Here is a 19,012-nt window from a genome sequence, read left to right on the forward strand (position 1 = left end):
TGACAAGCACCCGCCGTCCGTCGTCACAATCAGCTTCGGGGTGCCCCACGCAACCACCGTGCGCAATGTCGCCGCCAGGCGACGAGCCGCCCCCTACGGCCTCCACCGCTCGCTGTAATCCGGATGCTCCGCATACGGCAACGCCAGCAACCGCAACGTCAAACACCAATTGGACCCAGCCTCGTCCGCAGGCACATGACAGGTCTCACACCAATACTCACTGCCGTACAACGGAAACCCGGGCACCTTCTCCGACACCGTGGTCCGATGGGCGAGCATGATCCGCCGGGTCGCCTCGATCTCGTTGATCATCTGATTGACCACGTCGAGCTCAAGATCGCCGAGCGAACGGACCCGCTCCTCCAGCCCGACCTTGGCCTCTCCGCGGTTCAGCGGCTCGCCGGCCTTGCCCTTCTGCACCGCCTGCATGATCAGCGCCTGCCGCTGTCCGACGCGCGCGGCGAGGAACGCGATCAGGTCGTCCACGACGTCTCCCTCCTCCGAGGCCTGGCCCCCCTACGGCCCCGGCAATAGTCGCACCTCGACCCCGGCGCGTTACCAGTCAGCAGCGCGCCCCATGGTAATCGACCTCGGAAAAATCGGTACGACCTGCGGAAACATCACAGAAATTCCCCGCAATGTTGATCACCCAGAGTGATCACACCCGGCAATCGGACGATCACGCCTGGTCGGATCGGGCCTTGCTCGGCTGCACTCGCTTCGGTTCGCCGGGCATCTTGGGGTAGTCCGGCGGGTACGGCAGCTCCGCGCCGCCGAGGTCGCGGTCGTCGCGCTCGTACCACTCCAGCAGCGTCTCGAGGCCGAACGCCGTCTCGTCCATCGGCGCGTGCAGGTCGCCGTGCTTGGCGAGGAAGTCGGGGACGGTCAGCACGTCGAAGTCGTCTGGATCGACGTCGGTCAGTAAATCCCAGGTGAGCGGCGTCGAGACGGTCGCGCGAGGGGTGCCGCGCACCGACCAGGACGACGCGACCGTCCGGTCCCGCGCCGCCTGGTTGTAGTCGAGGAAGACGCGGCCGCCGCGTTCCTCCTTCCACCAGGACACCGTCGCCTTGTCCGGGATCCGCCGTTCGACCTCGCGGCCGAGCGCGATCACCGCGTGCCGCACCGCGATGAAGTCCCATTCCGGGCGGATCCGCACGAGGACGTGGACGCCGCGGCCGCCGGAGGTCTTCGGGTAGCCGGTGAGCCCGGCGTCGGAGAGCACCTCGCGGACCACGCCGGCGACCTCGACCGCGTCGGCGAACCCGGCGCGCTCCGGCGGGTCGACGTCGATCCGCAGTTCGTCCGGGTGGTCGACGTCGGACCGGCGCACCGGCCACGGGTGGAAGTCGAAGGTGCCGAGGTTGGCCGCCCAGGCGAACACCGCGGGTTCGGTCGGGCAGACCTCGTCGGCGGTACGGCCGGACGGGAAGGCGATCCGCGCGGTTTCCAGCCAGTCCGGCGCGCCCTTGGGCACGCGCTTGGCGTAGAACCACTCGCCGGTGACTCCGTCGACGTAGCGTTTCAACGTGGTCGGCCGCTCGCCGATCGCCCGCAACAACGGCTCGGCCACCGAGAGGTAGTACTCGACGACTTGCCGCTTCGTGATGCCGCGTTCGGGGAAATAGACCTTGTCCGGGCTCGACACCCGGACGGTGCGCTCCCCCACCTGGTATTCGACCGGATCGCCGTTTTTGGCCATGCGGCCACCGTAGCCGCGAGTGCCGTACCGTGGCGGGGTGTCCGGGAGAACCAAGCTGATCGTCGCCCTGGTCGTGCTAGCTCTTCTCGGCGCCGCCGCGCTGTGGCTGCCGATCCCGGGTCCGGCGCAGTTGCGCACGTGGGCCGCGGCGACCGGATCGATGACTCCGCTGGTACTCCTCGTGGCTTACTCGTTGCTCACCGTCGCGCCGATTCCGCGCACCGTGTTCAATCTGGCCGCCGGGTTGCTCGTCGGGAGCGTCGCGGGAGTGTTGATCGCGTTGGCGGCCACCACGATCGCCGCCGCGCTGGCGTACGGGCTGGCGCGGCTGCTCGGCCGGGACTTGATCCTCCGGCACCTCCACCGCGCGCCGGTGCGGGCCGTCAACGACCGGCTCTCCGACGGCGGCGTGCTCGCCATCACATCGCTGCGGTTGATCCCGGTCGTCCCGTTTTCGGTGATGAACTACTTGTGCGGCGTTTCGTCCGTGAAACTCCTTCCGTACCTTGCCGGAACGGCGCTCGGCAGCGTCCCCGGGACCATCGCGGTGGTCGTTTTCGCGGACGCGCTGACCGGCGACACGCCGCCCGCTCTGCTGGCCTGCTACGCGGTCTTCGCGGCGCTCGGCGCGGCAGGATTGGTGCGAGTGCTGAGGAAGCGCGTCCCAGCCGCCGAGCCGGAGGCTCCCGTGCCGTCGGCACCGGCTGGCTGACGGCGGGCAGGTACTTCCGACCGCTACACTCGTCCGGGTGCGCGAGGGGCATCCGTGCTGCGCACGAACACGATCACGGGACTTTCGTCAGGAGCGGGCGTCATCGACACCGGGCAGCTGATCGCGGGGCACTACCGCCTTGTCGAGCACATTGGTAGCGGTGCCATGGGCGTGGTGTGGCGTGCCGTCGACGTGCGCCTGGAGCGGTCCGTGGCGATCAAGCAGATCCTGCCGCAGCCGGGCGTCTCCGAGGCCGAACGCGACAACATGCGCCAGCGCGCCATGCGCGAGGCGAAGAACGCCGCCCGCTTCCAGCACCCCAACGCGATCGTCGTGTTCGACGTCGCCGAGCACGGCGGCGACCCGTGTCTCGTCATGGAGTACCTCAACGGCCCGAGCCTGTCCGCGGTGCTGTCCGACCAGGGCACGCTGCCGGTCGGCCAGGTCGCACGGATCGGCGAGCAGGTCGCCGCGGCGCTCGTGGCCGCGCACCGCGCCGGGATCGTGCACCGGGACGTCAAGCCCGGCAACATCCTGATCGACGAAACCGGCACCGCGAAGATCACCGACTTCGGCATCTCCCGCGCGGCCGGCGACATGACGCTCACCCAGACCGGCCTCATCGGCGGCACCCCGGCGTACCTCGCGCCCGAGCTGGCCCGCGGTGCCGACCCAGTGCCCAGCTCCGACGTCTTCGCCCTCGGCGCGACGCTGTACCAGGCGATCGAGGGACAGACGCCGTACGGCAACACCACGAACCAGCTCGCGCTGCTGTACGCGGCGGCAAACGGCCAGGTCAATCCGCCGACGCAGGCCGGTCCGGCGACCGCGTTGCTGATGAGCCTGCTGCGCAGCGAGGCTTCCGAGCGGCCGAGCATGGCCGAGGCACGCGAGCGGCTGGCGTCGCTGGCGACCGGGGAACCGGCCGCGCCGCAGCAGTTGCTGTCGGGGAATCGCGGTCCGGGGAGCAATGGATCCCGGCCGCCGTGGGCACGTTCCGGCGCTCCGGCGGCCGCTGCCGCGGCCGCACCGAAGGCTCCGTCGAACCCGCCGCGGACGCCGACTGCGGCGTTCATGCCGATGAACGCGCCTTCGCGTCCCGCTCCCCCGCCGAACACTCCGCCGCGTGCGCAGCCTGCGGTGCGGCCTTCGCCTACGGCTGCTGCGCCTAACTACTCCGGTGCCGGGTCGGGCGAGCGGGTTTCGCCTGCTGCGGCGCGGAAGAAGAAGATGGCGCTCCTCGTCGGCGGGGCCGCGGCGGTTGTCGTGGTGGCGTTGGTGGTGTTCCTGGTGCTGAGCAACAGCCGGGGCACGAGCGGGGGTTCGAATGCGCAGCCGCCGGGCAACCAGCCGCCCGCGAGCCAGACCGCTTCGCCCAGCAACGCGCCCAGCAGCTCCGCCAGCCCCGCGGGTCTGGGCAAAACCCCGTCGGAAGGCAAGATCACCGATTACGGTGCGGCTGGCCGCTTTCTCACCGACAGTTATTATCCGGCCCCCGGCCAAGGCTGGAACTTGCTGACGCCTGCGGCGCAAGCGGTCTACGGCTCGCAAGAGGCTTACGCGGCCTATTGGGCGGACGACGACAGCCACAAGGTTCAGGGGTACCGGAGCGCTCGCGCTCTGGGCTCCCCCAACCCCGACGGCTCGCTGGATCTGACGATGGAACTCAACGGCGTTCGCCGTCCCTATCACATCGTCATCATCGGCGGGCAGATGCGCATCGACAGCAACACCAAGGTGGATGCTCCGGCCTCGGGCACCTAGCGAGTTCCTCCGCGCAGTGACACTCGCCGCAGAGGTGGGTCCGGCGGGGCGAATAGCCTACCGTTGAGGCATGGCCGAGAACGGAGCTCTGCCGCCGGGCTGGAATCCTCGGTTCCACGAGGATCTGGTCGGGCTGGATCCGTACGACCCGGAGGCCCGTGCGTTCGCCGCTCATCTCGACCGGATGGAGCGCACCGGGCCGACTTTCACCGTCGAGGCGTGCCTGGACCAGGTCGCCGACTTCGCCGAGTCCAGCAGCCGCACCGGCGGGCTCCGCTACTGGGTGTCCGCGCTGGTCGTGGTGCTGATCGTGCTCGGGCTGCTGGTCACCGCCTGGGACATCGCGCTGCACACGGTCGCTTTTCTCTCCAGGTAACGTGGGAAGGGTGAAAGGTATGAAACCCGTCGTCGGCACCACTCCCCGCGTGGTGAAGTCCGACCAGGAATGGCGGGAGCAGCTGGGCCCCGAGGAGTACGCGGTGCTCCGGCAAGCCGGCACCGAACGGCCGTTCACCGGCGAGTACACCGACACCAAGACCACCGGCGTGTACGAGTGCCGGGCTTGCGGCGCGGAGCTGTTCCGCAGCGACACGAAGTTCGAAAGCCACTGCGGCTGGCCGTCGTTCTACGACCCGGCGGACTCGGACGCGGTGCTGCTGCGCGAGGACCGCACCATGGGCATGCGGCGCATCGAGGTGTTGTGCGCCTCGTGCCACAGCCACCTCGGGCACGTGTTCGAGGGCGAGGGCTACGCCACCCCCACGGACCAGCGCTACTGCATCAACTCGATTTCCCTGAAGCTCGTCGAGGAATCCGGCGACTGACGCCCGGGTCCCCCAAGACCGCCCTTCCCGTCCCGGGGAGGGCGGTTTTTCGTCCGGCGGCAACCCCGGCGGGGCAGGTAGCGTGGATTGTTCATCCGGAGGGGGTCCGTGATGGAGTGGACGATCGAACGCGCGATGCCGGCCGCGCTGATCCTGGTGCTGGCGCTGGTCTGCTGGTGGCTCGGGCTGCGCACCGCCGCCCGGTTGCGCCGCGGCAGGCATCCCGAAACCCGGCTGACGTCCGCGGCACAGGTCGCGTTGCTGACGAACGGCCCGATCCGCGTCGCCGAAACGACGGTCACCTCGATGCTGGAGCGGGAGCAGCTGCGGGCGGATTCCGTGGGACGGCTGTATCGCACGCCGACCGAACCGTCCGACGATCTGAGCCGGGAAGCCGCTGAGCTGGCCGGTACGGGGGTCGGGATCGCGACGGTGTTGCGCGGTCTCGTCTGGGGCGATGCGGTCCGCGAGCTGGTCGACGACCTGACCAAGCGCGGTCTGCTCGTCGACGGCCAGGCGCTGCAACGGGCGTGGAAGTGGACCGCGATCGAAGAGGCGGTGCTGACAGCGGCCGGGGTGGCGGCGTTCGTCGGCGGGCTGAACGGCTTTGTGCTGATTTCGCTTCTGCTGCCGGGGTGGTTCGCGTTCGCCGCGCTGTCCCGTCGCCGGGCTGCCCGGTGGACCCGGCCGACCGATGCCGGACGCGAGGCTGCTGAAGCGGCGTGGCCGGACCAGAGCCTCATCAGCGGCTTGACGGGCAGCGTTGCGGTCGGCGGGCTTTCGAATCATCCGGATCGCGAACTGCGGGTCGCGCTGCTTCGCGGCCTCCCGGCGACTCGGCAGGCACGGGCGGCTGTCGCGGGTACCGGCGTCACGGGCGGGTTCGCCGGAGCAGGCGGGTACTGGGCCGCGGGAGCGGGTTGCGGTTCCGGCTGCGGCGGGGTGGGCTGCGGATCCGGGTGCGGCGGTTCGGGATGCGGGTCCGGCTGCGGCAGCGGGTGCGGAGGAGGCGGCGGGGGCTGCGGCGGCGGGAACAGCTGAGCCGGGAACGAATCGGACATCAGCCGCGTCAGTTCTGCCGACAGCCTCCGGCACCGGGCCGGTTAGGGTTCCGGCAACGCGGAAAAGAGGGGAAACCGTGGACGAACCGTGGGGCATTTCCGGCCCGCAATTCCTGCTGATCTACGGCCTGGCGCTGGCGGTCGTGCTGCTGGTCCAGTTGAGCTGGCCGTCAATCGCGCGGTCGCGGCAGCGGAACGCGCCCGCCGCGGTCGAGGCACCGCTGCGACCGGACGTCTACCAGCTCGCTTTCCTGGCCGGCGGCTCGGACCGCACGGTCGACACCGCGATCGCGACGCTGCTGGAGCAAGAACTGCTGCGCGTGAGCAGCAAAGGCAAGCTGAGCGCGATCGGAAAGCGGCCGTCTCGCAAGAGGCTGGAACGCGCGGTGCACGACGCCGCGCAGGGCGGCACGGCGACCGTTGCCACAGTGCGCAGGTTGCCGGTGGTCCGGGCGGAAGTGGACAAGATCCGCGAAGACCTCGAGCGGCGCGGGCTGGTGACCGTCGGCGACGGACTGGACCGCTTCCGCATCGGCGTTGTGGCGGTGTACGCAGCACTGTTGCTGATCGGCATCGTGCGCGCGGTCAACGGAGCGCAGCTGGACCGGCCGATCGGCGGCCTGATCGGGCTGCTCTTCGTGGCTGGGATTCTGACACTGATCGCTTATACGTCCCGAAAGGGCACGCAGACTTCCCGGGCGACGGACGCGGGCCACGCGATCGTGGTGCGGGCCCGCGAAGACGCGAAAGCCGCGCAGGAGCGGCCTGAGGAGTTCGCCTCCACAAGCGGCAACGGCGGCGGAGCAGTGCTCGTCGGGGCCGCGGCGGTGGTCGCGCTCGGCGGGATCGCGCTGTATCCGGACGACGAGATGAGCACGGCGCTGCTCAGCGGCGGCGGAACGACCTGGGGCGGAGGCGGCGGATCGAGCGGCGGATCGTCGTGCAGCAGCGGTTCCTCGTGCAGCAGCGGGTCTTCGTGCGGCGGAGGCAGCAGTTGCGGCGGCGGGGGCGGCTGCGGCGGATAGACGCAACGAACGGCGCGGTCCGGGCGTCAGCAGGGTATCCGGACCGAGGAGGGAGACGCCGTGCATGAACCGTGGGGGATCTCCGGCCCGCAGTTCCTGGCGATCTACGGAGCGGCACTGGCTTTGACGCTGGTGGTGCAACTGGCCTGGCCGCGAGTCGGGCCGAAAGCACCTGCGGACGTGCACCGGCCGCTCGACGTCTATCAAGTCGCCTACCTCGCTGGCGGGCACCACCGCACAGTCGACACGGCGATCGCGGCGCTGATCGAGCGCGGGTTGCTGCGGGTCGACACCAGGGGCCAGCTCACCGCTGTCTCCGGAGCGCCGACGGGGCCGGTTGAACAGGCGGTCTACGAGGCCGTGCGGAATCGGCCCCGGACGGCCGCGACGCTGCGTACGGCGGAAGCGGTTTCCGCGCCGGTGCGGAGCATCGGGAACGACCTCCGCCAGCGCGGTCTGGTCGCGGTCGCTTCCGCCCGCTTCGCGACGGGCGTGGTTCTCGTCTACGTCGCTCTGCTCCTGGTCGGTCTGGCGCGCTGGGCGAACGGCTCTGCACTGCACCGGCCGACCGGCGGGCTGACGGTGCTGCTGGCGGTCACCGCGATTCTCCTGGTACTGGCGGTGACCAGTCGCAAGCGGCCGAAAGTCCAGCTGACCAAGGCCGGGCGAGCGATGGTCGCCGCGGTGCGGACCGATCCGGCGGCCCGGCGGGCACAGTCCGGCGCGCTGCTCGCCGGGGCTGCTTCACTGGTCGCGCTGGGCGGGTTCGCGCTGTATCCGGACCATGCGACAAGCTTGGCGCTGAAAAGCGGCGCGGGAAGCTCGTCCGGCGGCGGATCGTCCTGCGGCGGTGGCGGCGGATGCGGAGGCGGAGGTGGGTGCGGTGGCTGACCGGCTGGGGATCGGCATCGGCTGGCGGCCGGAACTGGACCTGTCAATCGCGCGGCTGCCGGGCGTCGACTGGGTCGAGGTGGTCGCGGAGAACCTGCACGCCCCGCATCTGCCGGAAAGCCTGCTGGCGCTGAAGGATCGCGGGATGCCGGTACTGCCGCACGCGGTGTCGCTGTCGCTGGGCGGGGCCGAGCCGCTGGACACCGCGCGGGTGGAGCATCTGGCCGAGCTGGCGCGGGTCCTCGACGCGCCGTTGGCCAGCGACCACGTGTGCTTCGTCCGCGCGGGCGGGCTCGATTCCGGGCATCTGATGCCGCTGCCGCGCACTCGCGAGGCGCTGGACGTGCTGGTGGACAACGTCCGGCTCGCTCAGTCCATTGTGGACGTGCCGTTGGCGCTGGAGAACATCGCCGCGCTGCTGGAATGGCCGGAAAGCGAGCTGACCGAGGAACAATTCCTCACCGAGCTGACCGAACGGACCGGCTGTCTGCTGATCATCGACGTCGCGAATCTGTACGCGAACGCGCGCAACGTGGGCACCGATCCGGTGGCGTTCCTGGACGGGATTCCGTGGGAGCGGCTGGCGTACGTGCACATGGCGGGCGGCGTGGAGCGCGACGGGGTTTATCACGACACGCACGCGCATCCGGTGCTGCCGGAGGTGCTGGATCTGCTCTCCGAACTGCGTCGGCGCACGGACCCGCCGGGTGTTCTTCTGGAACGCGACGACGACTACCCCACCGATTCCGAACTCGCTGCCGAACTGGTCGCGTTGCGGACCGCGGTGACGCTGTGAGCCGGGAAGAATTGGCTGCTCGGCAGGCTGCGTTGCTGGACAGCCTGTTGACCGGAGCCGAAGCACCGTCCGGCTTCGATGCCTCGAGGTTGCGCATCGAGGCCGACGTCCTGCTCGCCAAGCGGCGACGACTGGTGGCGTACCTGCGACCGGACCTGCCTGAGACGCTCGGCTCGCGGTATCGGCCGTTGTTCGACGCCTACGCGGCGGAGCGTCCGAAGACGACTTCGATCCGGGCGCGCGAGTATGCCGACGCGTTCGCGGAGTGGCTCGTCGCCCGCGGTGACCTGCCCAAACCCCGGCGCAGATGGTTTCGCCGCTGAGCCCGTTCCGGTTTTGTCGGTGGTGCTGGTTACGCTGACGACATGTCTGGTTACGGCGGTGTTGTCCAATCTCTGCCGGACCGGGAGGGAGGGAACCTGTCGTGAACGGATTCTGGGCTGCCTTGAGCCCGATCTATCTCGTCTACGCGGCCACCGCCGTGGGCGTGTTGAGCATTCTGGCCATGGGCAAGAACAACCTGGCCACGCAGGCGTCCGCGCCGGAGTCGGCCGCCGTGCCGCGCGATGCCTACGACGTCGCGTACTTGGCCGACGGGCGGCCTCGGGTGGTGGAAACCGCGATCGCGGCACTGCTCTCGCGCGGCCAGCTGCAGGTCGGGCCGCTGGGCGAGGTCGCCGCCGCCGGTCCGCCACCGGCGTCGCCGCCGGTCGAGCAAGCCGTGCACCAGGCGGCCGGTCGAGGTCTCCTGGCGTCGTGGATCGCGCGGTCCTCGGCGGTCAAGGCTGCGATACGGACGCTCGAAACCGATCTGGTCCAGCGGCGGCTGGTCAGCCGGCGCAGGCCGTTGACGAGCCTCGGGTACACGCTGACCGCGATCGCCGTGGTCGTGCTGGCGATCGGCGTGGCGCGGCTGGTCTACGACGTCGGCCGGTCTCACCTGAACGTCATGGTGCTGCTTGTTTTCATCGAGACCGGGCTGACGCTCTGGCTCTGTCTGGTCGGCAGTCAGCGGATCACCAAGACGTTCGGCGAGCGGACGGTCAAGTCGCTGCCGCCGACGACCGCTGGGGCGACGGTGCTCGCCCAGGCCGAACAGCAGGGTGCTGGGGGCCGTAATTCAGGACCGGCCGAGCTTGTCGCGTTGGGCGGGCTGGCGGCTTATCCGGACAAGCGGATCGCGGGAGGGCTTATGCCGATTTAGCCGGTGTGGCGCGAGCGGCGTTGGCTGGTGGGATTCGCGAGGCTGGTGACCGGCGCGGTGCCTGCAGGACTGGCGGTGCTTGCAGATCGGCGCGGTGCTCGCAGGCCGGGACGCTCGCAGACCGGGTGCTTGCGGGATCGGCAGCGCTCACGGGACTGGCTGAACGCACGAAACCGCCGCGGCGCTGGCGGGCCAGGGCATCCGCGGACCTGCCTGCGCGCACGAGACCGGCGGTGCCCACCGGGCCGGTGCGGCTCCCACCGTCCGGTGGCAACTCGCTGAACTGGTTGCGCTCACCGGACTCGCACGGCGCTCACGAAACGGCTGCGCTCGCGGAACCGACAGCGCCCGCGAAACCAGCTGTGCTCACGGAACTGGCTGCGGCACAACCGGCGACCACACCGCCGTATCCGCGCCAGGCTTGTGCGACGGGTGGTCCCAATGCGGCTGCGCACCCGGCAGTTCTCCGGCCATCCGCACCCGGGTCATCTGGCCGAAGTCGCTGTCGACCGTCTCGAGCGCGTCCGTGTAGTCCACTTCGGACGGTGTCGGATCCTTGCGGCCCAAGGAATCCAGCCACCGTCCGGTGCCGGCGAGGGAGAGGCGGGCGTGCCAGCTGCCGCCGTCGGTGACCGTGCGGCGGATGGCCGTCATGATCGCGGCGGCGGTCAGCCAGCCGGTCGCGTGGTCGAGTGCCTGTGCGGGCAGCGGCGCCGGAGCGTCGGTGGCGTATTCCTCGGCGATGCCGGACGACATCTGCACGAGGCTGTCGAAGCCGCGGCGGCGGGCCCACGGGCCGGTCCAGCCGTACGCCGAGAGGTCCGCCACCACGAGGCCGGGGCGCAGTTCGGCGAGTTGTTCCGGGCCGAGGCCGATCCGGGCGAGTGCGCCGGGGCGGAACGACTGGACCAGGACGTCCGCGCGGGCGATGAGCTTCTTCAGCTTCGCGCGGCCGCCCTCGGTGTCGAGCGCGACGAAGGCGGAGCGTTTGCCCTGGCCGGTGTCCATGGTCAGCATGGGGATCCTCGGCAGGTGCGCGGCGCCGACGTGCAGCACGTTCGCGCCGTGCGCCGCCAGCACGCGGCCTGCGACGGGGCCGGCGAGCACGTGGGTCAGCTCCAGGACGCGGACGCCGCCCATCGGGCGGTCCGAGTCGAACAGCGTGCGCTTTGGCGCGTCGCCGATTCGGTCCAACTCGACCAGGGGCAGTTCCGCGACGGCCTGGCCTTGCGGATGCGCCAGCCAGTCTTCGCGCGAGCGCATCAACGCTGCCGCGCCGCCCGCGGTCACCACGGCGGATTCGACCTCTGCCATGGACTTCGCGGCCACGGTTTTGGTCACCGCTTCGCGGGTCGCCGGGACGCCGAGCGCCCAGCAGACCGCCGCTTCATGCCGTGAGGTGTTGCAGTGCAGCTTGATCCAGCCGTCGGCGGCGCGGTAGTCGCCCGCGATAGGGCCCCACGGGCTCGGCGCGGGCTCGCCGTCGATGCGCAGCAGTTGCTCGCTGCGGAACGCGGCCGCGGCGTGCCGGGTGTCGACCGACACGGTGCCGGGGTCGATGCCGCGCAGGCGGAGCAGTTCGCCGGCGGACAGCGTGGCCGCGGCGATGCTGGCGGTCGCCATGGCGGGGACCCGGAAGTGCCCGGGCAGCACGGATTCGTCGCCGGCCAAGGACACGGCGGGCAGCGGTTCCCCGGCGAGCGACTGCCAGGCCCCGGCGAGTACGTCCTGCACCGGCGGTTACGGCAGAGCCGCGACGAGTTCGGCGGGCGGCACCTTCGTGCCGGTGTAGAACGGGATCTCGACGCGCACGTGGCGACGGGCCTCGGTGTTGCGCAGGTGGCGCATCAGGTCGACGATCCGGTGCAGTTCGTCGGCCTCGAAGGCGAGGATCCACTCGTAGTCGCCGAGCGCGAACGACGCGACGGTGTTGGCACGCACGTCCGGGTAGTCCCGCGCTTCCTTGCCGTGGTCCGCCAGCATCTTGCGGCGTTCCTCGTCGGGCAGCAGGTACCAGTCGTAGGACCGGACGAACGGGTACACGCAGATGTACTTGCGCGCCTCCTCGCCGGCCAGGAACGCGGGCACGTGGCTCTTGTTGAACTCGGCGGGCCGGTGCAGCGCGGTCTGGCTCCAGACCGGCGTGGACGCGCGGCCGAGCGGCGTGCGCCGGAAGCCGGTGTAGGCGGCCTGGACCTGCTCGATCTCCTCGGCGTGCCACCAGATCATGTAGTCCGCGTCGGCACGAAGGCCGGACACGTCGTACACGCCCCGGACGACGACGCCCTTGGCCTCGAGCCCGTCGAGGTACTCGGCCGTCTCGCGGCCCGCGGCGCCGCGGTCCTCCCCCAACTTCCCCGGTTCGATCCGGAAGACCGACCACGTGGTGTAGCGGATCGTGTCGTTGAGTTCGTTGTAATTCAGCCGCGCCATAGCTCCATCCTGGCACTGCCGCCGCGGCGATCGCCATGGGGCTCCGTCACACGAAGAGCTGCTCCGCGATCCGCTGGGCGGCGGCATCGGCCGTGGCCACGCAGGCCGGCAGGCCGACGCCGTGCAGCGTGGCGCCCGCCACGGCCAAGCCTGGGATGTCCGCCACCGCGGCCTCGATCCGGGTCACCCGCTCCAAGTGCCCGGTGCCGTATTGCGGGAGGCCGCCGCCCCAGCGCGTCACCAGGGTGTCGATCGGCTTCGCGGTGACCCCGGCGAGCCGGGCCAGATCCGCGCGGACCGCCGCGACCAGCGAATCGTCGTCGCCGTTCAACGCGCCGGGCTCGCCGAACCGGCCGACCGAACCGCGCACCAGCACCGGGCCGGGGCCGCCGAAGTGCGCCCACTTGTTCGACGAGAACGTGAACGCCTTCGACGCGTACGGCACGCCTTCCGCGTCCCGCTCCCCCGCGCCGATGAGGATTCCGGACGCGTCGGGCAGCTCGGTGCCCGGCGGGAACGCGAACGCGACGACTGCCATCGACGCCAGTTCGACCTCACCGAACGCGGTGGAAGCCGCCGGGGCGACGCCGTCGAGCAGCTTCCGCGCAGCCGGGGCGGGCACCGCGAGCAGCACGGCGTCCGCGTCCACGGAACTGTCTGCGGGCGCGTGTGCAGGGGCGGCGGCACCGAACTCCAGACGCCAGCCGGACGGCGTTCGCGTGAGCGCGCGGATCGTCGACGAAGTGCGCAGCTCAGCTCCGGAAAGCTCCAGCAGCCGGTCGAGCAATCCTCGCAACCCGCCGGCGAGACTGCCGAAAACCGGTGCGGTGCCCGGTGTTTTCGGCAGCAGCGAGGAAGCAGCCTCGGTGAGCGAACCCGCGCCGCCCTCGATCGCGTTGGCCAAGCCGGGCATCGTCGCGCGGAGGCCCAGACCGTCGGCCCCGCCCGCGTACACGCCGCCCAGCAGCGGGTCGACCAGCCGGTCCACCAGCTCGTCTCCGAACCGCGTGCGCAGCAGCGGCCCGAGCGGCAGGTCACCGTCGCCCAGCTCGACCGGGCCGAGCGAATGTTCCTTCTCGACCGCGCGCAGCCCGTCTTCAGACAGCACGCCCGCGACGGAATCCGCAGATGCCGGGACTCCCATCACGGTGCCGGGCGGCAGGCTCTGCACCGAACCGCCCGCGTGGATCTTGGCGCGCGCCTTCGTCGGATGCACCAGGCGATCGGCGAGACCGACCTCCTCGACCAGCGAAACCATCTCGGGCCGCCGGGCGAGGAACGCTTCGGCTCCGACGTCGTAGCTGACTCCGCCGACCTCCGCCGTGCGCAGTTTCCCGCCGATCGCGGCCGTGCTCTCGAAAACAGTGATCGTGACCCGGTCGCCGAGCAGCCGGCGCAACCGGTACGCCGCGGCCAGCCCGGAGATCCCGCCGCCGACGACCGCGACGTGTTTCACAGCGAGTGCACCAGGTCGACGACGCGCTTCAGCACCTCCGGGTCCACCCCCGGCAGGACGCCGTGGCCGAGGTTGAACACGTGCCCGCGAGCCGCCCGGCCCTCCTCGACGATCCGGCGCACCTCGGCCTCCAGGACCGGCCACGACGCGTACAGCAGCGCCGGGTCGAGGTTGCCCTGCACCGACACCTTGCCGCCGAGCCGGCGGACCGCGACGTCGAGCGGAATCCGCCAGTCGACGCCGACGACGTCCGCGCCCGCCTCGCGCATCGCGCCGAGCAGCTCGCCGGTGCCGACGCCGAAGTGGATTCGCGGCACCTCGTACTCGCCTGCCACCGCCAGCACCCGGGCCGAATGCGGCAGCACGAACTCGCGGTAGTCGCGCTCGGACAGCGCACCGGCCCACGAGTCGAACAGCTGCACCGCGTCGACGCCCGCGTCGAGCTGGGCGCGCAGGAACGTCGCGGCGATGTCGGCCAGGCGCGCGGCGAGGTCGTGCCAGACCTCGGGCTGCGAGTGCATCAGGGCCTTGGTGTGCTCGTGGTTGCGGCTCGGGCCGCCCTCGATCAGGTAGCTGGCCAGCGTGAACGGCGCTCCGGCGAACCCGATCAGCGGCGTCTCGCCGAGCCGGTCCACCAGCAGCCGAACACCCTCGGCAACCTGCGCGACCTGCTCCGGTTCGAGCTTCGGCAGCGCGCGCACCGCCTCCGCGTCGCGGATCGGCGAGGCCACGACCGGGCCGGTGCCGGGCACGATGTCGATGTCAAGGCCGGCTGCCTTGAGCGGGACCACGATGTCGCTGAACAGGATCGCCGCGTCGACGCCGAGCCTGCGGACGGGCTGCATCGTGATCTCGGCGAGCATCTCCGGGTCGAAGCACGCGTCGAGCATCGGGACGCCCTCGCGCAGCGCGCGGTACTCCGGCAGCGAACGGCCGGCCTGGCGCATGAACCACACCGGGACGTGCGCGGGCCGCTCCCCGCGCGCGGCGGCGAGGAAAGCCGAGCCGGGCAGGGCGCGACGGGGCGAAACGGACGGGGCGCCGACGGGCGCGGACGAAACCTGAGGCACGACCCCCATGGTCCCACGCGGGTCCGACAGTCCTGGGCCGCCCCGTGCCCAATGAGCCCCGAGGCCGCTGCCGGTGACCGTGTCGGCTGGAGGATCCCGTATGCCTCAGCACCGGATTCGGCAACGCCAGCCCAGCCTCAATGCTGTATTCGCCGCATTCGACGCACTTGGCATGGCATTCACTGCGTGCGAGGAACGAATGTGGTGTTCGCTGCGCCGCACGCATTCAACGTGGCGGTGGGCGCGCCTCGCGTGGGGTTGGGTGCGTGCCGCGCATCCAAAGCAGCGTTCAGGCATCCGGCGCACCCCATCTGATGCGCCGTCGGCTGCGTGCGAAGCAACTGGCGTGGCGTTCCCCGCACTCCAGCGCGGCATTCGGTGCGAGCGAGGCAACCAATGCGGCATCGGTGACGTCTTCACCATCGACACGCCACGACCAGCCCGGCTGCCGCGCAACCACGCACACTCGCCGCGCAGGACCTCGCCGACGGCGCAGCGGGAGCGGCCACGGCAGGAGGGACGGAGGGCGCCCGGAGCCGTCCGCCGGGTCGCGGGTGGGTCTCGCTCGGCGCGCCTGCGTCCGCAACGGGGCGTCGCCGCCCTACAGTCGGTGCGTGACCGCGATGACGCCAGTGCCCGATCTCTTCCGCGAAGCCGTCGCGGCGCTGCAAGCCGTCCGGCCGCGCCCGGAGATCCGCCTGGAGACGATGCGCGCGCCGCAGCGGCTCGCGCCGTGGTCGTACGCGTTGAGCTGCGAGGTCTCCGGACCCGCCGACGTCGAGGCGTCCGGCAGGCTGGTTCTGCTGCACGATCCGGAGGGCCAGGAAGGCTGGGACGGCGTGATGCGGCTGGTCATGTACGTCCGGGCCGAACTCGACCGGGAACTCGCCACGGACCCGTTCCTGCCCGCGGTCGGCTGGTCGTGGCTCACCGACGCGCTGGAGGCCTCCGGCGCTTCGTGGAAGGCGCTCGGCGGCACGGTCACGGAGACGTCCTCGGCCCGCTTCGGCGACATCTCCGGCCCGGCCCGCACCGACGACCTCGAACTGCGAGCCTCCTGGACCCCGACCGACGCCGCGCTCGGCCCGCACGGGCTCGCGTTCTGCCAGGTGATGGCGAGCGTCGTGGGGCTGCCGCCGGTGGGCGTCACGCTGTTCGAGCAGCGCCAGAGCTCCTGATTTCCCAAGTTCACCCGGTCGGGCAGCCTCTTCGCGGCGCCTGCACGCGCACGAACGCGCCTTCCCGGGCGGATTCGCGCCCTCCCAGCTCTCCGCCGGGATCTTCGGCGGGGCTTCGCCGGCGCCCGCCGCCGACCGTCCATCGTGGACCGCGGCGGCCGCTGCTCCGGATGCCGCACGTTCGTGGCCGGGCGTGATCACAGGCAGTGAACCCCCGGTAACCAGCCTCGACGCGGTTCCGAGCCCCTTTTCAGCACCTCCGCCACGACGCCGACGGCCGGGCCGAGCGCGCGGCAAAACGTGAAAGAAAATGATCTTGCCCCGGCCGGGGCGCATTTCCGGGTCCGGGCCGCCGGGGCGGCGGCCCGGCTCCGCCAGCACCCGCAGGTGCACGGGCCATCTGCACGCCCGTTTCAATGCCGGTAACTCAGGTGCATCGCGGCCGGGTCGCCAGTCGTTAACAAGACTCCGATCGTTAGTCCGATCGTGTTACAACGACCTCGCTGAGTGACGAACTGTTTCGGATAGATACCCATTCGATCCCCCCGCAACGGCGTCCGGACGGCTACAGTGCCTGGGACGACACCACTTTCGGTCTAAAGCTGGCGCGGCTGAACGGCCGAAGGTCCCGGTGCCGGTCGGGGGGCACGACCGACTCCAGGGAGGTAGTGACGTGGCTACCGTCGGCTTATCTCAGGCCGTCCGATCCACGCCAGCCGGTGCTTTGCCGGCGAGCATGGTTCCGCACCCGCGGGAAGAGCTTTTTTCCGTGTTGGTGGTCGATGACCACCCGCTGTTGAGGGAGGCAATCGCAGCACGACTCGCACAGATGGGTGCGGGCACTGTCCACGAGGCCGCCACGGTGGCCGAGGCGAGGGCGCGAGCACAGGCCACCGGCCCGTGCGACCTGGCGATCCTCGATCTCGGACTGCCGGACGGCAGCGGCATCGAGCTGGTTACGGAACTCCGTAGCCACGGCTGGCCGCGCGTGGTGGTCCTGGCATCCTCCGACGACCCGTACGCGGTGCGCTCCGCGTTCCAGGCCGGAGCTCAGGCGTACCTGCTGAAGTCGGCGTCGCCGGTGGTAGTCACCGACGGCGTGCGCCGGGTTCTCGAAGGCGGCGTCTACGCGGATCCGAGCGTGGCTCCGGTCCTGGCGACCGGCACGCGAGTGGCGGGCACCGACAACACCCCGCGCGAGCTGTCGGCTCGCGAGGTGGAGGTGCTCCAGCTCGTCGCGGACGGGCAGTCGAACAAGGAGATCGGGGAGGAGCTTTCCCTCTCCGCGCTCACCGTCAAGTCCCACCTGTCCCGCATCGGGCGCAAGCTCGGCACGGGCGACCGGGCGCAGATGGTCGCGCTGGCGATGCGAGCCGGCGTGATCCGCTGACGACGACGAACCACGTCCCTGCGGGGCGGGCGGACCAGGCGCGGTCCGCTCGTCCCGTAGGGTCGTCGGACATGGGAACTGCACAGGCGGACGGAGCCCGGACCGGAGACGAGACCACCGAGAACTCCGGTGCCTCCGGAACGCCGGTGCTGCTCCGCGAACCGGCCGAAGGCACCCCACCGGTGGTGACCGATCCCGTCGCGCTCGCCGAGGCGTGCGCGCGGCTCGCCGCGGGCACGGGAGCCGTCGCCGTCGACACCGAACGGGCGTCGGGCTACCGGTACTGGCCGAAGGCCTATCTCGTCCAGCTGCGCCGCGAAGGCTCCGGCACGGTGCTGATCGACCCGATCGCGCTCGCCGACGACCTCGCCCCGCTGCGGGACGTCCTCAACGACACCGAATGGGTGCTGCACGCCGCGTCCCAGGACCTGCCGTGCCTGGCGGAACTGGATCTGCGGCCGCTGTCGCTGTTCGACACCGAACTGGCCGGACGGCTGGCCGGGTACGAACGCGTCGCGTTGGGCACGCTCGTGGAGCTGCTGCTCGGGTACACACTCGAAAAGGGGCACAGCGCCGCGGACTGGTCGAAGCGGCCGCTGCCGATCGACTGGCTCAACTACGCGGCTCTCGACGTCGAGCTGCTCAACGAACTGCGCGCGAAGCTCGAAGCCGAGCTGGCGGCGCAGGGCAAGCTGGAGTGGGCGCAGCAGGAGTTCGAGGCGGTCCGCACCGCTCCCCCGCCCGCGCCGCGCGCCGAGCCGTGGCGCCGGACGTCCGGGGTGCACAAGATCCGCAGCCCGCGCGGCCTCGCCGCGGTGCGGGAGATGTGGCAGGCCCGCGACGAACTGGCCCGCAAACGCGACCGCGCGCCGAGCCGGATCCTGCCGGACAGCGCGATCGTCAACGCGGTGACCTCGGACCCGAAGACAGTCGAGGAACTACAAGCGCTGCCAGTGTTCAGCGGACGCGTACAGCGCAAGTACACGGCCAGCTGGCTACGGCACCTGCAGGCAGCGAAAGCCCTGCCGTCGAGCGAACTGCCAAGCCCGAGCCAGCCCAACGACGGCCCGCCGCCGGTGAACCGCTGGGCCGACAAAGACCCAGACGCCGCCGCCCGCCTGGCCGCAGCACGAGCCGCACTGGCCGCGATCGCCGAAGACCGCAAACTGCCGGTAGAGAACCTGCTGCTGCCAGACCTCGTCCGCCGCACCTGCTGGCGCCCCCCGGCCGACCTCGCGGAAGACGCAGTAGCAGACGCCCTACGGGCAGGCGGAGCACGCCCGTGGCAGGTCGAGCTGACCGTGGCAGCCCTGAGCAAGGCCTTGCACAGCACCGCTTCCGAATAACGGCCGGTTGGTCTAGACCTCAAGTCGAGGTTTAAACCTCCGGACACGAGCCCACGACTTCCGCAACCAGACCCAGCCCTGACCGCTCACTCGCCCACCACGCGGGATCGCGCCGGCGTTTGGGGGCTGCCCGGCGTGACAGGCCGAAGGCCCCTCACGC

The 19,012-nt window shown here is 70.9% G+C and carries 19 protein-coding genes; 13 read left to right on the forward strand and 6 right to left on the reverse strand.

Annotated features, from left to right (window positions below; translation table 11 throughout):
- Positions 1–93: 93 nt before the first annotated feature.
- Together ACFXI3_RS43540 and ACFXI3_RS43545 are read right to left on the reverse strand one after the other, a co-directional pair.
- Positions 94–486 (reverse strand): DUF6221 family protein, encoded by a 393-nt coding sequence (locus ACFXI3_RS43540; RefSeq protein ID WP_116206681.1) that lies wholly within the window; start codon positions 484–486, stop codon positions 94–96.
- Positions 487–679: 193 nt separating this feature from the next.
- Complete coding sequence (locus ACFXI3_RS43545) at positions 680–1,702, reverse strand: DNA polymerase domain-containing protein (RefSeq protein WP_378407790.1); 1,023 nt, start codon at positions 1,700–1,702, stop codon at positions 680–682.
- Positions 1,703–1,739: 37 nt separating this feature from the next.
- Here ACFXI3_RS43545 and ACFXI3_RS43550 point away from each other — a divergent pair, with 37 nt between their 5' ends.
- The 10 genes from ACFXI3_RS43550 to ACFXI3_RS43595 all read left to right on the forward strand — a co-directional run bounded on the left by ACFXI3_RS43550 (position 1,740) and on the right by ACFXI3_RS43595 (position 9,979).
- Positions 1,740–2,414 carry a TVP38/TMEM64 family protein gene (locus ACFXI3_RS43550; protein WP_344267463.1) on the forward strand — a complete coding sequence of 225 codons (675 nt, stop codon included), beginning with the start codon at positions 1,740–1,742 and terminating at the stop codon, positions 2,412–2,414.
- A 117-nt stretch (positions 2,415–2,531) separates the two neighbouring features.
- The gene (locus ACFXI3_RS43555; RefSeq protein ID WP_378407812.1) at positions 2,532–4,178 is read left to right on the forward strand and encodes a serine/threonine-protein kinase; all 1,647 of its coding nucleotides are present in this window, start codon (positions 2,532–2,534) and stop codon (positions 4,176–4,178) included.
- A 70-nt stretch (positions 4,179–4,248) separates the two neighbouring features.
- Positions 4,249–4,554 (forward strand): hypothetical protein, encoded by a 306-nt coding sequence (locus tag ACFXI3_RS43560; RefSeq protein ID WP_344267465.1) that lies wholly within the window; start codon positions 4,249–4,251, stop codon positions 4,552–4,554.
- 19 nt (positions 4,555–4,573) lie between these two features.
- On the forward strand, positions 4,574–5,002 hold the full coding sequence (gene msrB, locus ACFXI3_RS43565; RefSeq protein WP_344267467.1) for a peptide-methionine (R)-S-oxide reductase MsrB: 429 nt from the start codon (positions 4,574–4,576) through the stop codon (positions 5,000–5,002).
- 111 nt (positions 5,003–5,113) lie between these two features.
- Positions 5,114–6,043 (forward strand): TIGR04222 domain-containing membrane protein, encoded by a 930-nt coding sequence (locus tag ACFXI3_RS43570; RefSeq protein ID WP_378407792.1) that lies wholly within the window; start codon positions 5,114–5,116, stop codon positions 6,041–6,043.
- Between the two features lie 97 nt (positions 6,044–6,140).
- Entirely contained in the window at positions 6,141–7,088 is a 948-nt protein-coding gene (locus tag ACFXI3_RS43575) for a TIGR04222 domain-containing membrane protein (RefSeq protein WP_378407794.1), read from the forward strand.
- 60 nt (positions 7,089–7,148) lie between these two features.
- The gene (locus tag ACFXI3_RS43580) at positions 7,149–7,979 is read left to right on the forward strand and encodes a TIGR04222 domain-containing membrane protein (RefSeq protein ID WP_378407796.1); all 831 of its coding nucleotides are present in this window, start codon (positions 7,149–7,151) and stop codon (positions 7,977–7,979) included.
- On the forward strand, positions 7,972–8,775 hold the full coding sequence (locus ACFXI3_RS43585) for a DUF692 domain-containing protein (RefSeq protein ID WP_378407798.1): 804 nt from the start codon (positions 7,972–7,974) through the stop codon (positions 8,773–8,775). Before ACFXI3_RS43580 ends, ACFXI3_RS43585 begins: the two co-directional genes overlap by 8 nt.
- Positions 8,772–9,098: a hypothetical protein gene (locus ACFXI3_RS43590; protein ID WP_378407800.1), complete on the forward strand. Its 327-nt coding sequence runs from the start codon at positions 8,772–8,774 to the stop codon at positions 9,096–9,098. Before ACFXI3_RS43585 ends, ACFXI3_RS43590 begins: the two co-directional genes overlap by 4 nt.
- Positions 9,099–9,199: 101 nt before the next feature.
- A complete protein-coding gene (locus ACFXI3_RS43595; protein ID WP_378407802.1) occupies positions 9,200–9,979 on the forward strand; it encodes a TIGR04222 domain-containing membrane protein in 780 nt (259 codons plus the stop codon).
- Positions 9,980–10,345: 366 nt separating this feature from the next.
- On the opposite strand, the gene ACFXI3_RS43600 is transcribed toward ACFXI3_RS43595, so the two are convergent.
- From ACFXI3_RS43600 to hemE, 4 genes are read right to left on the reverse strand one after another with little or no spacing between them, the layout of a single operon-like run.
- Positions 10,346–11,713: a CoA transferase gene (locus tag ACFXI3_RS43600; RefSeq protein WP_378407804.1), complete on the reverse strand. Its 1,368-nt coding sequence runs from the start codon at positions 11,711–11,713 to the stop codon at positions 10,346–10,348.
- Between the two features lie 6 nt (positions 11,714–11,719).
- Positions 11,720–12,412, reverse strand: a complete 693-nt coding sequence (hemQ, locus tag ACFXI3_RS43605; protein ID WP_101434650.1) for a hydrogen peroxide-dependent heme synthase — start codon at positions 12,410–12,412, stop codon at positions 11,720–11,722.
- A gap of 46 nt (positions 12,413–12,458) precedes the next feature.
- Positions 12,459–13,868, reverse strand: a complete 1,410-nt coding sequence (gene hemG, locus ACFXI3_RS43610; protein ID WP_378407806.1) for a protoporphyrinogen oxidase — start codon at positions 13,866–13,868, stop codon at positions 12,459–12,461.
- Positions 13,865–14,947, reverse strand: coding sequence for a uroporphyrinogen decarboxylase (hemE, locus tag ACFXI3_RS43615; protein WP_378407808.1), 1,083 nt, complete (start codon positions 14,945–14,947; stop codon positions 13,865–13,867). The genes hemG and hemE overlap by 4 nt, the downstream gene beginning before the upstream one ends.
- 605 nt (positions 14,948–15,552) lie before the next feature.
- Here hemE and ACFXI3_RS43620 point away from each other — a divergent pair.
- From ACFXI3_RS43620 to ACFXI3_RS43630, 3 genes are all read left to right on the forward strand, one after another.
- Positions 15,553–16,116 (forward strand): DUF3000 domain-containing protein, encoded by a 564-nt coding sequence (locus ACFXI3_RS43620; RefSeq protein ID WP_344267488.1) that lies wholly within the window; start codon positions 15,553–15,555, stop codon positions 16,114–16,116.
- Between the two features lie 673 nt (positions 16,117–16,789).
- Positions 16,790–17,506: a response regulator transcription factor gene (locus ACFXI3_RS43625; RefSeq protein WP_033291604.1), complete on the forward strand. Its 717-nt coding sequence runs from the start codon at positions 16,790–16,792 to the stop codon at positions 17,504–17,506.
- 71 nt (positions 17,507–17,577) lie between these two features.
- Positions 17,578–18,852 (forward strand): HRDC domain-containing protein, encoded by a 1,275-nt coding sequence (locus tag ACFXI3_RS43630; RefSeq protein ID WP_378407810.1) that lies wholly within the window; start codon positions 17,578–17,580, stop codon positions 18,850–18,852.
- Positions 18,853–19,012: the final 160 nt, after the last annotated feature.

Origin of the sequence: Amycolatopsis sp. NPDC059235, assembly GCF_042754125.1 — a bacterium.
In the GTDB taxonomy this organism is placed as follows: domain Bacteria; phylum Actinomycetota; class Actinomycetes; order Mycobacteriales; family Pseudonocardiaceae; genus Amycolatopsis; species Amycolatopsis albidoflava.